General features: G+C 71.3%; 11 protein-coding genes and 1 tRNA gene. 7 read left to right on the top strand and 5 right to left on the bottom strand.

What is annotated here, in order from left to right:
* Window positions 1-81: 81 nt before the first annotated feature.
* Window positions 82-2,208, top strand: coding sequence for a prolyl oligopeptidase family serine peptidase (locus AC5RV6_RS15640; protein ID WP_494008279.1), 2,127 nt, complete (start codon window positions 82-84; stop codon window positions 2,206-2,208).
* Between the two features lie 69 nt (window positions 2,209-2,277).
* A tRNA-Ser gene (locus AC5RV6_RS15635) sits at window positions 2,278-2,368 on the top strand.
* Window positions 2,369-2,511: 143 nt separating this feature from the next.
* Here the strand turns inward: AC5RV6_RS15635 and AC5RV6_RS15630 are convergent.
* Both AC5RV6_RS15630 and AC5RV6_RS15625 read right to left on the bottom strand, forming a co-directional pair.
* Complete coding sequence (locus tag AC5RV6_RS15630) at window positions 2,512-2,823, bottom strand: hypothetical protein (RefSeq protein ID WP_494008278.1); 312 nt, start codon at window positions 2,821-2,823, stop codon at window positions 2,512-2,514.
* 158 nt (window positions 2,824-2,981) lie between these two features.
* The gene (locus tag AC5RV6_RS15625; protein ID WP_494008277.1) at window positions 2,982-3,608 is read right to left on the bottom strand and encodes a hypothetical protein; all 627 of its coding nucleotides are present in this window, start codon (window positions 3,606-3,608) and stop codon (window positions 2,982-2,984) included.
* 266 nt (window positions 3,609-3,874) lie between these two features.
* Between AC5RV6_RS15625 and AC5RV6_RS15620 the strand changes: the two genes are divergently transcribed.
* Entirely contained in the window at window positions 3,875-4,768 is an 894-nt protein-coding gene (locus AC5RV6_RS15620; protein WP_494008276.1) for a crotonase/enoyl-CoA hydratase family protein, read from the top strand.
* 42 nt (window positions 4,769-4,810) lie between these two features.
* Here AC5RV6_RS15620 and AC5RV6_RS15615 read toward each other — a convergent pair whose 3' ends face one another.
* Window positions 4,811-6,991, bottom strand: a complete 2,181-nt coding sequence (locus AC5RV6_RS15615) for a RecQ family ATP-dependent DNA helicase (protein WP_494008275.1) — start codon at window positions 6,989-6,991, stop codon at window positions 4,811-4,813.
* A gap of 142 nt (window positions 6,992-7,133) precedes the next feature.
* Between AC5RV6_RS15615 and AC5RV6_RS15610 the strand changes: the two genes are divergently transcribed.
* Window positions 7,134-8,540, top strand: coding sequence for a phosphomannomutase/phosphoglucomutase (locus AC5RV6_RS15610; RefSeq protein WP_494008274.1), 1,407 nt, complete (start codon window positions 7,134-7,136; stop codon window positions 8,538-8,540).
* A gap of 2 nt (window positions 8,541-8,542) precedes the next feature.
* On the top strand, window positions 8,543-9,001 hold the full coding sequence (locus AC5RV6_RS15605; protein ID WP_494008273.1) for a hypothetical protein: 459 nt from the start codon (window positions 8,543-8,545) through the stop codon (window positions 8,999-9,001).
* A gap of 71 nt (window positions 9,002-9,072) precedes the next feature.
* Here the strand turns inward: AC5RV6_RS15605 and AC5RV6_RS15600 are convergent, their stop codons facing one another.
* Window positions 9,073-10,686, bottom strand: a complete 1,614-nt coding sequence (locus tag AC5RV6_RS15600; RefSeq protein WP_494008272.1) for a long-chain-fatty-acid--CoA ligase — start codon at window positions 10,684-10,686, stop codon at window positions 9,073-9,075.
* A gap of 168 nt (window positions 10,687-10,854) precedes the next feature.
* Here AC5RV6_RS15600 and AC5RV6_RS15595 point away from each other — a divergent pair, with 168 nt between their 5' ends.
* Window positions 10,855-12,150, top strand: coding sequence for a TetR/AcrR family transcriptional regulator (locus AC5RV6_RS15595; RefSeq protein WP_494008271.1), 1,296 nt, complete (start codon window positions 10,855-10,857; stop codon window positions 12,148-12,150).
* A gap of 50 nt (window positions 12,151-12,200) precedes the next feature.
* On the opposite strand, the gene AC5RV6_RS15590 is transcribed toward AC5RV6_RS15595, so the two are convergent.
* Window positions 12,201-13,706, bottom strand: a complete 1,506-nt coding sequence (locus AC5RV6_RS15590) for an aldehyde dehydrogenase family protein (RefSeq protein WP_494008270.1) — start codon at window positions 13,704-13,706, stop codon at window positions 12,201-12,203.
* Between the two features lie 234 nt (window positions 13,707-13,940).
* On the opposite strand from AC5RV6_RS15590, the gene AC5RV6_RS15585 reads away from it, so the two are divergent.
* Window positions 13,941-14,582 (top strand): TetR/AcrR family transcriptional regulator, encoded by a 642-nt coding sequence (locus tag AC5RV6_RS15585; RefSeq protein WP_494008269.1) that lies wholly within the window; start codon window positions 13,941-13,943, stop codon window positions 14,580-14,582.

Genomic DNA, 14,582 nt, shown 5'->3' with positions numbered 1-14,582 from the left:
CGCCGCCACAGCGTCGTCGGCCGCCGCCGGCACGGACGCAGGCTCGTCCGGAGCGGCCGCCGGCGCCCCTAGGATGGGCACATGAGCACACCGACCGGCCCCGCAGCAGACCAGGCAGCCGAGGATGAATTCCTCTGGCTGGAGGACATCCACGGCGACCGCCAGCTCGACTGGGTGCGCAGCCGCAACGAGCGGACCGAACAGCTGCTCTCCCGCACCGGATTCGAGCGGACCGAGCAGCGCCTGCTCGAGGTCCTCGACTCCAGTGACCGGATTCCCATGGTCGCCAAGCGCGGGGACTGGTACTACAACTTCTGGCGCGACGGCGAGCATCCCCGCGGCCTGTGGCGGCGCACCGACTGGCAGAGCTACCGTGACGGCTCCCCGCAGTGGCAGGTGCTGCTCGACATCGACGAACTCAGCCGCAGCGAAGGCACCGAATGGGTCTGGGGCGGGGCCCGGTTCCTGCACCCGGCCGACGGCGGGCCCTACCGCCGCGCCCTGGTGGTCCTCTCCCCCGACGGCGGCGACGCCTCCCGGTACCGGGAGTTCGACGTCGAGGATCTCGGCTTCGTGCCCGGCGGCTTCGACATTCCCACCGCCAAGAGCCAGGTCAGCTGGGCGGGCCCGGACGCCCTGCACGTGGGCACCGACTTCGGGCCGGGCTCCATGACCACCTCGTCGTATCCGCGCACGGCGAGGCTGCTGCGCCGCGGGCAGGCGCTGGACAGCGCCGAGCTGGAGTTCGACGTCCCGGCAGATCACATGATGGCGTACGTGGCGCGGGACCAGACCCCCGGGTTTGAGCGGGACATCGCCGTGGACATCATCGACTTCTACCGCAGCCGCAGCTTCCTGCGCCGCGACGGCGGGTGGGTGCGGATCGAGGTGCCGGAGGACGTTACGGTCGACCTGCACCGGCAGTGGCTGCTGATGCGTCCGCGCACCGACTGGGAGGCCGGGGGCACCGTCCATCCCGCCGGATCGCTGCTGGCCGCGGATCTGGAGGCCTTCCTGGCCGGAGACCGTGACCTGCAGGTCCTGTTCCGGCCCGATCCGGAAACCTCCCTGCAGTCCTGGAGCTGGACCCGGGACTTCCTGCTGCTGAACCTGCTGCGCAACGTCAGCAGCGACATCCAGGTCATCGACCCGGCCTCGGGGTGGCGGGCCCGCACGCTGGAGGCCTGCCCGCCGCTGCACAGTGTGGACGCCTACGCGGTTGACGACGAGGACGAGGCCGCCGGCAACGACTACTGGCTGGTCAGCACCGGGTTCCTCACCCCTTCCACCCTCTCCCGCGGGGCCCTGGGCGCCGACGCCGCCGAGCCGGAGATCATCCGCACTTCCCCCGCCTACTTCGACACCGCCGACTACACGGTGGAACAGCACTTCGCGGAGTCCGCAGACGGAACCCGGGTGCCCTACTTCCAGGTCGCGCCGCGCAGCCTGGTGCTCGACGGCGCCAACCCCACCCTGCTCAACGGTTACGGAGGCTTCGAAGCCTCACTGACCCCTGCGTACAGCGGCGTGGTGGGCCGCGGCTGGCTCGAACGCCGCACGACCGGGCGCGACGGCCTCGAACGCCGCGGCGTGTATGTCCTGGCGAATATTCGCGGCGGCGGCGAATACGGGCCGGACTGGCACCGGGCAGCGCTGCAGGCCAACCGGCACCGCGCCTACGAGGACTTCGCCGCCGTGGCCGAGGACCTGATCCGCCGGAAGGTGACGTCCAGGGAGCATCTGGGCTGCACCGGACGCAGCAACGGCGGCCTGCTGGTGGGCAATATGCTGACCACCTACCCGCACCTGTTCGGCGCCGTCTCCTGCGGAGTTCCGCTGCTGGACATGCGCCGCTACACCAAGCTCTCCGCCGGGTATTCGTGGATCGCGGAGTACGGAGATCCGGACGAGCCGGAACAGTGGGAGTTCATCCGCACGTTCTCTCCCTACCATCTGCTCAGGCCCGGCACCGACTATCCGCCGACGCTCATCTGGACCGCCACCAGCGATGACCGGGTGGGGCCGGTGCAGGCCCGCAAGATGGCCGCCCGCATGGAGGCCCTGGGCGTGGACAGCGTGTGGTTCCATGAAGCGCTGGAAGGCGGCCACGCCGGCGCGGCGGACAACCGGCAGGCGGCCCGGATGCATGCCATGTCCTACGAATTCCTGTGGGAAGCCCTCACGGGAGGCCTGGCGGGAGCCAGGTAGCGACGTTTTGGCCTTCAGCCCGATCTGCGGGTACGCTGGACAGGCTGGCAACTTGCGCCGGCGGCAACTGGAGACGTGCCAGAGCGGCCGAATGGGCTTCACTGCTAATGAAGTGCGGGCCTAAAGCCCGCCGGGGGTTCAAATCCCCCCGTCTCCGCCAGACAAAGGAAGGCCCCCGGGAAACCGGGGGCCTTCCTTCATGTTTGAGCGGCTGCGTGCCCGGCAAAGCGGCCGGAGGCTGCGTCGCAGATGAGTTCACCTCGGACAGCCGGCCCGGAGGCCCCGGGCACGGGCGGGAAAAGCCTAGGGAAGCGTGTCTCCGTGGTCCAGCGCCCCGGCCAGCCTGGCGGCAAGCAGTGCCTGCTCCCGGTCATGCCGGGCCCGGTCAAGTTCCCACTCCGCGGACTCGACGGCTGCTTCGGCCATGGCCACCGCCTCCAGGTGCACCTCGGCAGGGAGGGCTGCGGCCGGACCGGGGTGACCTGCGCCGGACACATGCTCACCCGCCGGCCGGAGATCCACGGTGTAGTCGAGGCACTGCAGGATCAACGGATACGCCGATCCCGGCCCGACGGGGCCGTGCGCAGGGATGGGCGAAATGGGGGTTTGGGTCAAACAGGTTCCTGACGATTGCAGGATAAGAAATAACGCCGGTCTGAGGCCCGGCCCACAGTTATCCAAGTGGTGGCTGCCGTTCGCGGCAGCGCCTAATAGGGCGACGGTACCCTGCCCGGGTTGATTAAGCCACCGCTGAAGTTGACAGTCAGGGAGAGCTAAAAGTCTTCAGGCCGCAGGTTCTGCGCCCATCGGCTGATCTCGGCGTCGTCCGGAAGCGGGGCATCCGGGTGCGGCTTGGCTGGATCCGCTCCGCGCCCGGCGTCCGGCTCGCCTGTTGCGCCCGGACGGGGCGGCTCCGGTGCCGGGCGGTCAGCCGAGGCGGGCTCTGCAGCGGGAACATCGGCGCCGGCAGGCGGGGCAGCCGCGCCGGTCCCGGCACGGGCGGCGCTGTCCGGCGAGGACGCCGGCGGCTGGTCCGCCCGGTTCTGCGGCTGCGGCTGCGGATGGGCAGCCAGGCTGGTGACCGCCACGCTGGCGGCACGCAGCCCGGAGCCGGTGAACTGGGCGTAGAGCTTGACGGCCTTGACAGCCTGTCCCTGGGCGATGGCGGCGTATACCTGCCGGTGCTGCTCGGGCTCCAGCAGCCGGGCGGCTTCACGGGCTGTCTGCGCCGACGCGCCGGCCGGGAGCTTCGGCTTCTGGACCTGCCCTGCGGCCTGGGCGCCTGCCTCGGGCCGCGGGTCGGCGGCCGGGCTCTCGTGCCGCTTCTTCCGCGCCCGATCCATCAGGAAATTCACAAGCAGGATCGCAGCAACGAACAGGACGATCACGACAAACTCCATACTTCGATCCTAGTAGCGGTTGGCGGCCGCAGGCGCCCGTCCGGCCCTTCCGGAGGCGATTGTCCCGCCACAGTTTGGTTACGGCGGCCCGGCTCCGCCTCCCGGCGGCGCGCTCCCCGCCCGAGGCGGTCCGGTCCAGGCCGGGCCGTGGGTAAGCTGTCCCACATCCGGCCACCGCCGGACGTTCCACCGTGCGGGCCGCCGGTCCGCCGTCTGCCCGCTTCCCGCTGCCGCCTCGTCGGCGCGGAACGACCCTGGAGCTCTCCATGTCCTCTCTGCCGCCGCCGCTGCCCGCCGATCAGGGTCCCGCCGTCGGGCCCGGTGCCTGCCTTCGCCGGGAGGACGGGGAAGCACTGCGTGCCCTGCGGGTGTCCGTGGCCGCGGGCGTGGCCGAGGTGCAGCTGCTGGGTCCCGGACCGGGCAACGCCATGGGGCCGGACTTCTGGGCCGAGCTGCCGCTGGTCTTCGACCGGATCAGCGCCGACGAGGACGTCCGCGCGGTGCTGGTCCACGGTTCCGGCGGCAACTTCAGCTACGGGCTCGACCTGGCCGCGATGGCTCCGGTCTTTGCGCCTGCCCTGCGTTCCGGCCCGCCGGACGCCCGGCAGCGCGAGGAGTTCCGGCGGCGGATCGCCGCCCTGCAGGACGCCGTCACCTCGGTGGCCCGGTGCGCCAAGCCGGTGATCGCCGCCGTGGACGGCTGGTGCATTGGCGGCGGGGTGGATGTCATCGCCGCCGCAGACATCCGCATCGCCTCCCCGGCGGCGAAATTCAGCATCAGGGAGGTCAAAGTGGCCATCGTGGCCGACCTGGGGTCACTCCAGCGGCTGCCGGACATCATCGGCGAGGGGCCAACCCGCCACCTGGCCCTCACCGGGGAGGATTTCGACGCCGCCCGGGCGCTCACCCTCGGCCTGATCACCGAAACGGCCGAGGATGTCCTCTCCCGGGGCCGGGAGCTCGCCGCGTCGGTGGCCGCCAATCCGCCGCTGGTGGTGCAGGGCGTCAAGCAGGTGTTGAACCAGCGGGTCGGCCCCCAGGTGCAGGCCGGACTGGACTACGTACAGGTGTGGAACAGCGCCTTCCTGCCCAGCGCCGACTTCGCGGAGGCTGCCGAGGCCTTTGCCGGGCGGCGGGCCCCGATCTACCGCGGCCGGTAGCCCGGCCTGTCCTGGCCGGCGGGGCCGGGGGCAGCCGACTGCCTAGGCTTTCAGCGCCAGGACAAACGGCAGCACCGCGGAGGCTCCGGCCTGCCGCAGCACCCGCCCGGCTTCGGTAAGGGTCCATCGGCTGTCTGCGAAGTCGTCCACGAGCAGCACCGGCCCCGGGTTGGCGGCGAACCATTCCGCGCCGCCCGCCGGCACCGCGAACCGCTCCCACACAGCGGCCAGCCGGAAGGCGCTGTTGCCCCCGGAGGAGCCCTGCGGCCCGCCGTTCACAGCCTGCAGCTCCCCGAGGTAAGGCAGCCGGCCGAGCTCCGAGATGCCCCGGGCCAGCGAGCCGACCAGGGCCGGCCGGGACCGGGACGGGATGCTCACGACCGCGACGGGGCGCTCGGCCCAGCCCCACTGCGCCAGTACCTGGACGCAGCCCTGCACCAGGGCCCGGTCCACTTCGGTGTCCGGGGCGCCCGGGGCGAACAGCTCCCTGAGCCGGCCGCCCCAGCCGAGGTCGGTGAGCCGGGCCAGGGCGCGGCCGGGCTGCACCACGGCGTCGGGCTTGATCTTGCCCTTGGCCGGAATGCCCAGCCGGTCCATGCCGGTGGGATACATGCCGCGAGGGTCGATCTCCACCCCCACCTTCTCGAGCGCCTGCGCGGCATCCTGCCGGGCGTCGTCGGCCACGGCGTCGGAGAACCAGGCGCCGGCGCAGTTGTCGCAGCGCCCGCACGGCGCCGCCGCCGGATCATCGAGCTGGCGGGAGAGGAACTCCATCCGGCAGCCGGCGGTGGTTTCGTAGTCCAGCATGGCCTGCTGCTCGCGGACCCGGGCCGCGGAGATCCGCTCATAACGTTCCCGGTCGTAGTGCCAGGGACGCCCGGTGGCCTGCCAGCCGCCGCCCACCTTCTCCACCGCACCGTCCACGGCGAGCACCTTCAGCAGCAGCTCCAGCGGCGAGCGCTTCAGGTCGACCCGGGTCTCCAGAGCGGCGGTGGACAGGACCGCCCCGCCGGCCAGCTCCGCCAGGACCGCGTTGGCGGGCTGTTCGGCGGGCATGGACGCGGTGGCGAAGTACTCCCAGATGTCCTTGTCCTCGGCTCCGGGCAGCAGCAGGACGTCGGCGTTCGGGGTGCCGCGGCCGGCGCGGCCGACCTGCTGGTAGTAGGCCACCGGCGACGACGGCGCCCCCAGGTGCACCACGAAGCCCAGGTCCGGCTTGTCGAAGCCCATGCCCAGGGCGCTGGTGGCCACCAGCGCCTTGACCTCGTTGGCCTTCAGGGCCGCTTCTGCGGCCTCCCGCTCGGCGGGGTCGGTGCGGCCGGTGTAGGACAGCACCCGATGCCCGGCCTTCTGCAGCAGCCGGGCGGTGTCTTCGGCGGCGGAGACGGTGAGCGTGTAGATGATGCCGCTGCCCGGAAGGTCCCCGAGGTGGGTAAGCAGCCAGGCCAGCCGCGCCCGCGGGTTGGGCAGCCGGAGTACACCGAGCCGCAGCGAATCCCGGGCCAGGGCGCCGCGGATGGTGTAGACGTCTTCGCCGCCGGCGGCCAGCTGCTCCTCCACGTCCGCCACCACGCGGGAGTTGGCCGTGGCGGTGGTGGCCAGCACCGGCACCGTGGCGGGCAGCTGCTCGATCAGGCTGCGGATCCGCCGGTAGTCCGGACGGAAGTCGTGGCCCCAGTCGGAGATGCAGTGCGCCTCATCGATCACCAGCAGCCCGGACCGGGCGATCAGCTCGGGCAGGTGCTGCTCACGGAAGGACGGGTTGTTCAGCCGCTCCGGGGAGACGAGGAGGACGTCGACGTCGTCGGCTGCCAGGCGGGCGGAGATGTCCTGCCATTCGAGCTGGTTGGCGGAGTTGATCGCCGCCGCCCGCACCCCGGCCCGTTCGGCGGCGGCCACCTGATCCCGCATCAGGGCCAGCAGCGGGGAGACGATCAGGGTGGGGCCCGCCCCGCGGGCCCGCAGCAGCAGGCTGGCCACGAAGTAGACGGCGGACTTGCCCCAGCCCGTGCGCTGCACCACCAGCGCCCGCCGGCCGCCCTGGACCAGTGCCTCGATGGCCTCGTACTGGCCGGGGTGGAAGTCGGCGGAGTCGTTGCCGACCAGCGCCCGCAGCCGGGTGACGGCCTCCGCACGCAGCTGCGGGCCGGCCGCGGCCGGGTTAGGAGCGGCGGGATCGGCTCCGGCGTGTTCGTTTCCTGCAGTGTCCTCGGCGGTGTCCATGCCATCCACTATTCCAGCCCCGCCTGACAGTTTCGTCCCGGTCCAGGTCCGGCTGTGGACGGCTGCCGCAGGCGTGCCCCGGGGCGGCGGGCCGGCGGGCGCGCCGGGCGTGGCACGGAACCGGGCCTATAGACTGCATCAGGTGAACAGTGCAATCGACCTCTCGGCATCCTTCAAGGCCTACGACGTGCGCGGCGTGGTGGGCGAGACCATCACCCCGGACAGCGTCCGGGCCGTCGGCGCGGCCTTCGTGGACGTGCTGGGCCTTCAGGGACAGACCGTCCTGGTGGGCGGGGACATGCGCCCCTCCTCCCCGGAGTTCATCAAGGATTTCGCCGACGGCGCCACCGCCCGCGGCGCGAACGTCCTGCTCCTGGACCTGATCTCCACCGATGAGCTGTACTACGCCTGCGGCGTGCTGGACATGCCCGGCGTGACCTTCACCGCCAGCCACAACCCGGCCCAGTACAACGGCATCAAGATGGCGCGCGCCGGTGCCGTGCCGATCTCCGCCGATTCCGGGCTCAAGGACATCCAGGCCCGTGCCGAGCACTACCTGGCCGAGGGCAGCATCCCCGCCGCCGCCGTCCGCGGCACGATCAGCGTCCGGGACATCCTGGCCGACTACGCCGGCTATCTGCGCAGCCTGGTCGACCTGTCCGGGATCCGGCCGCTGAAGGTCGTGGTAGACGCCGGCAACGGCATGGCCGGGATGACCACCCCCGCCGTCCTGGGCGACACCATCCTGCCCGCGCTGCCGCTGGACATCGTGCCGCTGTACTTCGAACTTGACGGTTCCTTCCCCAACCATCCGGCCAACCCGCTCGAGCCGGAAAACCTGCGGGACCTGCAGGCTGCCGTCGTCGCCCACGGCGCGGACATCGGGCTGGCCTTCGACGGCGACGCCGACCGCTGCTTCGTCATCGACGAAAAGGGCGAGCCGGTCAGCCCCTCGGCGATCACCGCCCTGGTGGCCCGCCGCGAGATCGGCCGGGCGCGGGCCGCCGGCGAGCAGACCCCGGTGGTCATCCACAACTGCATCACCTCCCGCGCCGTGCCCGAGCTGGTCGCGCGTGAGGGCGGCAGGGCCGTGAGCACCCGCGTGGGCCACTCCTTCATCAAGGCCGTCATGGCCAGCGAGCAGGCGATCTTCGGCGGGGAGCACTCGGCCCACTACTACTTCCGCGACTTCTACAACGCCGACACCGGCATGCTGGCGGCCATGCACGTGCTGGCCGCCCTGGGCGAGCAGCCCCGGGCGCTTTCGGACCTGGCCCGAGAATACGAGCCGTACTTCGCCTCCGGGGAGATCAACTCGGTGGTGGAGGACGTTCCCGCGGCGGTGGCCCGGGTACGCGGCGAATTTGAACGTGAGGGCGTGAGCATCGACGCCACCGACGGGTTGACTTTCACTTCCGATGACGGAAAGTGGTGGTTCAACCTGCGCCCCTCCAACACGGAGCCGTTCCTGCGGCTGAACGCGGAGGCGGAGGACCTGCCCACCATGGAGCAGGTCCGCGACCGTGTCCTCAAACTGGTAAGGAGCTGAGAATGGCCGATCCCGAGCTGAACGGCGAGGTGGAAGACGACCAGGTCCAGGAGGACCTCAACGCCCTGGTGGGCACCGCCCTGGGGGTAGCCCAGGAGCAGCTGGAGGCGGTGGGTGCGTTCCTGCCGGCGGCCCTGGCCGTGCAGAAGGAGGACGGCGAGCTGCGGATGATCGCGGTCTCCCCCGAGGAGAGCGACGAGGAGCTCGACGCCGACGCCATGATCGGGGACCTCTACACTGTCCTGCTGGAGCAGCGCGACCAGTACCGCGCCGTCGCGGTCTTCTCCGACGTGCACCTGCCCGAGGAGCAGACCGACGGCATCCACGTGGTCACTGAACACTCCGCCGGTGTCTGCATCGGCGCCGTCCAGCCGTACTCCGAGCAGGACGGCGAATGGACCTTCGCCGACCCGCAGTGGGAATCCGGCGACCCGCGGATCTGGGCCGATCCCGAGGACTGACCGAACCCGCGCCGAAGCCTGCGGCACCGTGCACCGGCACGGCTGCCGCAGGCTTCCGCGCGTTCCGGGGCCTACCCCGCCGGCTGCCGGAGCGAATCCGGGGCGGCGGGCACGCTGCGCAGCTGGTTCTTGACGACCTTGCCGCCGGCATTGCGCGGCAGCTCATCCACGAACACCAGGTCCTTCGGGTGCTTGAACCGCGCCAGCCGGCCGTCGAGCCAGGCGGACAGCTCGTCGGCCGTCAGCGATGCCCCGGGCGCGAGCACCACCGCCGCAACCGGAACCTCGCCCCACTTCTCGTTGGGCCGGCCGTAGACCGCGGCCTCCTGCACGGCGGGATGCGCGAAGAGCGCGTTTTCGATCTCAATGCAGTAGATGTTCTCCCCGCCGGAGATGATCATGTCCTTGACCCGGTCCACCACCCAGATGAAGCCGTCCTCGTCCTGGCGCACCAGGTCACCGGAGTGGAACCAGCCGCCCGCGAAGGCCTCCGCCGTTTCCGCGGGCTTGCGCCAGTAGCCGCTCATCATGTTGGGGCCGCGGTAGACGATCTCTCCGACCTCGCCGGTCGCCACATCGTTCATCGCCGGATCCACGATCCGGTACTGCATGGTGGGAATGGGCTGCCCCACGGAGCCCAGCTTGCGGCGGGAATCGGTTCCCCGCAGCACGCAGGTGATCGGTGACATCTCGGTCTGCCCGAACACCGCCACGTTCATCGCGTTCGGAAAGGACTCCTCCATGGCCTGCAGGACACTGTCCGACGCCGGTGCGGCGCCCCAGCTGACGACCCGCAGGGCCAGGTCCCGGTCCTTCAGCCCCGGCTGGGCGCAGATCATCTGCCACTGCGTGGGCACGTTGAAGACGACGGTGGCGCGCTCCTGCTCCCAGGCGTCGATGATGGCCGCGGGGTTGAAGGCACCCAGCGGGTGGATCACGGTGGGAATGCCGAGCAGGAAGTTCGGGGCGATCGAACCGAAGCCGGCGATGTGGAACATGGGCGCCGTAAGGAACGCGACGTCGTCCTCCGTGAACACGGCGTTGGCCCGGATGCAGGTCAGCGACTGGGCCTGCAGGTTCAGGTGGTCCAGCATGGCGCCCTTGGGCCGGCCGGTGGTGCCCGAGGTGTACATGATCAGCGCCGTGGTGTCCTCGGGAACGTCCGGCGGGTCATAGCCCTCCGGGTCTTCCCCGACGAGGTCGTCGAAGGCCTCGGCGCCGTCCCCCGCCGGCCCGCCGACGACGATCATCCGTGTGATGCGCGACGTGATGGCCGCGACGGCCGCCGCCAGTGGAAGCAGGACCGATTCGACCACCAGGACATCGGCGTCGGCATCGTCGAAGATGTAGGCCAGCTCCGGCGGCGAGAGCCGGACGTTGACCGGCACCGCCATGGCCCCCAGCTGGTTGATCCCGAACACGGCCTCCGCCGTTTCCGGCCGGTTCAGGGTCAGCAGCAGCACCCGGTCCCCGAACTGCACGCCGCGCCGCTGCAGGGCGGCGGCAAACGCCGTCGACCGTTCATGCACCTGGCGCCAGGTCACGGTGTCTCCCATGAACCGGAAGGCGGTGGCGTCGGGTTTCATGCGGGCGTGGCCGGAGATCTGGTTCATCCAGTGACTGCGGCGGTACCGGGATCCGATGCCGGCGGGCACGGATTCGGTCGGGGCGGCGCTGGTAGTCATCGCGATCCCTTTCATACGGCGGTGTATGGGGCCGGCCGGGCGCGGCCGCAGACGGATTGTCGGATCAGTATGCAGGAAAAGCCCGGCGCCGTCAGCCCCTTTTGTTAACCGTGATTCACCTCTGCGGGCAGGTATTCCCGGCCTCTTCGGCGGGCTAGGCTGGGGCGCATGCCGCTGCCCGCAAAACCCCGTGCCGTCCCGGAACCGCCCGCGGTCCGGGCCGCACGGCCCAGGAACCGCCGCCTGCTCATCGCCCGGGCCGCGGCGCTGGCCTTCAGCGAGCGCGGCTACCACGGGGTGAGCATGGAGGAGATCGCCGCCGAGGTCGGCATCTCTGCACCGGCGCTCTACCGGCACTATTCGGGCAAGTACCAGCTCTTCCTGGAAGCCGCGCTGCAGATGGTGCAGCAGCTCCTGGACGCCACGGCCGAGGACGCGCTGCCGGCGGCTGCCGGCCCCGAGGAACGGCTGGAGCACCTGGTGGACGCCGTGGTCGCCGTGACCCTGGCCAACCGCGGCACCGGCAGCATCTATCGGCACGAAGCCCGCTATCTCAGCGCCGCCGACCACGCCCGGCTGTGGGCCCGGTTCGACGAGCTGACCCGCCGCGTGCTGGTACCGCTGACCGCCGTCCGGCCGCAGCTCACCGAGTCGCAGGCCCGCTTCCTGGCCGTCGGGGCCTTCGGCATGATCGCCAGCATCACCGCCCACCACACGGTGCTGGCTCCGCGCCGGATCGAAGCCGTCCTGCGCGCATCGGCGGCAGCGGTGCTGCGTTTTCCCCTACCGGATGAGGAATGCGGCGGCGGGAACCAGCGGTACGGCTCCGGCAGGTTCGGGGAACCGGGCCGTTCCAACGGGGCCGGCACGGCCGGCGCTTCCGCCGGCTCGACGGAGGCACCGCCCGCCCAGCCGCGGAAGGAGCTGCTGCTCACGCAGGCTGTGCGGCTGTTCTACCGGAAGGGCTACCGGGAGGCCGGCATCGAAGAGGTGGGAGCCGCCGCTGGGGTGACGGCCTCAGCCGTGTACCGGCACTTTCCCGGGAAGTCCGCTCTGCTGCTGCAGGCCTGCCACCGGGCCGCGGACCGGCTGGCCGCGGCCACCGCCGAGGCGCTGGCTCCCGCCGACGGCCCGGAGGAGGCGCTGGTGGCCCTCATCGGCGCCTACGTGCGGCACACCTTCGCCCATCACGAACTGATGTTCGTCTACTTTGCGGACGCCCTTAACCTTTCCGAGGCGGAACGGGCCCAGCTGCGGATCCTGCAGCGCCGGCACATCCGTATCTGGGTCGGGCTCCTGGCCCGGCTGCGCCCGGATCTCGGGGCGGCGGAGGTCCGCTTCCTGGTTCACGGCGCCTTGAACATGACCGCCGATCTGGGCCGCTTCACCCGTTTTGACCAGTCAGCGGCCAACCGGGAACGGATCACCGGCCTGATCCTGCAGGCGCTGGGAGTTCCCGGCTGACCGCGGCACGCCGGACGACAGGGCGCCGCAGCCGCCCCGGCCGCCGGACGTCAGCGTGGGCCGGTCCGGCGGCGCCGGCTGCCGTGCAGCAGGCCGAGCATGGTGCGGGCGATCCTCATGTCACGCTCGGGCCGGCGCATCCGCAGCAGGTCCAGGGGCGGGGAGAAGAGCTGCTCGGTCATCGCCTTGGGCACGCTGAACTCCCGCAGCCCCTCCGCCCCGTGGATCCGCCCGAATCCGGAGTCCTTGACGCCGCCGAACGGCAGCGCACCGATGGCGGCGAAGCCCAGCACGGAGTTCACCGTCACCACCCCGGCCTCGAGCCGCGCGGCCAGACTCCGGGCGGCGGCCCGGCTGCCGCTGAAGATGGAGGCACCCAGCCCGTAGCTGGTCGCGTTCGCCCGGTCCACGGCTTCATCCATGTCCTCCACCGGATTCACGACGACGACGGGGCCGAAGGTCTCCCGGCGCACCGCCTCGCTGCTTTCCGGAACCCCGGTCAGCACGACGGCCTCGATCGTCCGGCCCTCCCGGACGGAGTCGGGGCCGCCCAGCACCGCGCGTCCGCCGGCTTCGAGCGCGGCGTTGATGTGCCCGGCCACGACGTCCACCTGGGCGGGGAGGGTCATCGGCCCGTAGTCCGCTCCGGTCCCTGCTCCGGCCACCAGGCCCCGGCTTTTCGACACCATCAGATCCAGGAACGGCTCGTATACGGCCCGGTCCACGTAGACGCGCTCGACTCCCGCGCACGTCTGTCCGGCATTGCCCATGGCCCCGAAAACCGCGGCGGAGGCCGCGGCCTCCAGGTCGGCGTCGGCGGTGACGAGCATGGCGTCCTTGCCGCCGCACTCGGCCACCAGCGGCGTGAGCGTTTCGGCGCAGGCGGCCATCACCTGCTTCGCAGTGGCCGTGGAGCCGGTGAAGGCAATCTTGTCGCAGCCTGAGCGGGTCAGTTCCCGCCCCGTTTCCCCTCCCCCGGTGACCACCTGGAAGACCCGCTGGCCGCGGCCGATCTGCTGCCATTTCCGCTCGATCCACAACGCGGTTCCGGGCGTCAGGTCGCTGGGTTTGAAGACCACCGCGTTGCCGGCGGCCAGGGCGTAGGCGATCGAGCCCATCGGGGTGTACAGCGGATAGTTCCACGGGCCGATGACGCCGACGACGCCGTACGGCTCGTAGCCCAGCGTGGCGAGCTGGTTCGCGGCGACCAGGCCGGCGGGGCGCATCCGCCGGCGCAGTACCCGCCCGGCGTGCCTTGAGGCCCAGTCCAGGTGGCCCAGGGCGAGCATGATCTCGAGGACTGCGTCGTCCACGGGCTTGCCGGTCTCCGCCGCCATGACCGCCGCGAGCTCGTCGGCGTCGTCGGCAATCGCGGTCTTCCAGGCCTGCAGCAGTTCCTTCCGCCCCGCGAAGCCCTTCTCCCGCCACCATCGGGCCGCTTCGGCCGCCCGGGCGACGGCGGGTGCCACCGCGCGGGGTCCGTCGCTGCGGCCGGCCGCGGGGGCCGGTGCGGTGGCTTCGAGGGGGGACGGGATGCTCTGCGCTGTGCTGCTCATGGGGCCGCTCCTGTGTCGGGGATGTTCCTTGCGAGGCGGACGGCGGCACCTTGGATGTTAACCGCCGTTCACAGGCTGGGTCCGAGGGTACGGCCGGCGCCGCACCCGGACAAGGGTGCCCCGAAACCCGGTGCACCGGCTGCGGCGGGCCGCGCCGGGGCGGTATGCCGGATTCGGAGCGGTTGGGGCTAGATTCGGAGGAAGAACGCCCCTGAAGCAGATGTGGATTCCTCCGTGAGCCTTTCCTCCGACGCCGGACCGGCCAAGAAGTCCTCCCTCACCCGCGAGCGCATCCTCGACGCCGCCGCGCACGTACTCAGCCGCAAGGGATATGCCGGAACCCGGCTGACCGACGTCGCCGCCCAGGCCGGCGTGCAGGCTCCGGCCATCTACTATTACTTTCCCTCCCGTGACGGCCTGATCGAGGAGGTCATGTGGGTGGGGGTGTTCCGGGTCCATCAGCACGTCCGCGGGGTCCTGGCCGGGCTGCCGGCTTCCGCGTCGGCGATGGAGCGGATCCTGGCCGCGGTGGAGGCCCACCTGCGCTACGAACTGCAGATCTCGGACTACACCACCGCGTCCATCCGCAATGCGGGGCAGGTGCCGGAGCAGCTGCGCACCCGCCCGGCGGCGGAGGAGGCGGCGTACAGCCGGATCTGGACCGGGCTGCTGCGGCAGGCGGCGGAGGCGGGCGAGCTGCGGCCGGGCCTCGACGTGAACGTCTCCAGGCTGCTGCTGCTGGGGTCGATGAACTGGGCCGCGGAGTGGTGGAATCCGCACACCCGATCGCTGGAGGACCTGGTGAAGGCCTCGCAGGACATGGTCCGTTACGGCATGGGCAACCCGGCGTCGTTCGGTGCCGGTGGGCAGGCCTGA

Source organism: Arthrobacter saudimassiliensis, from assembly GCF_059090665.1.
The sequence above is the reverse complement of the archived record's forward strand: the minus strand, read 5'-3'. Positions and strand labels throughout refer to the sequence as shown.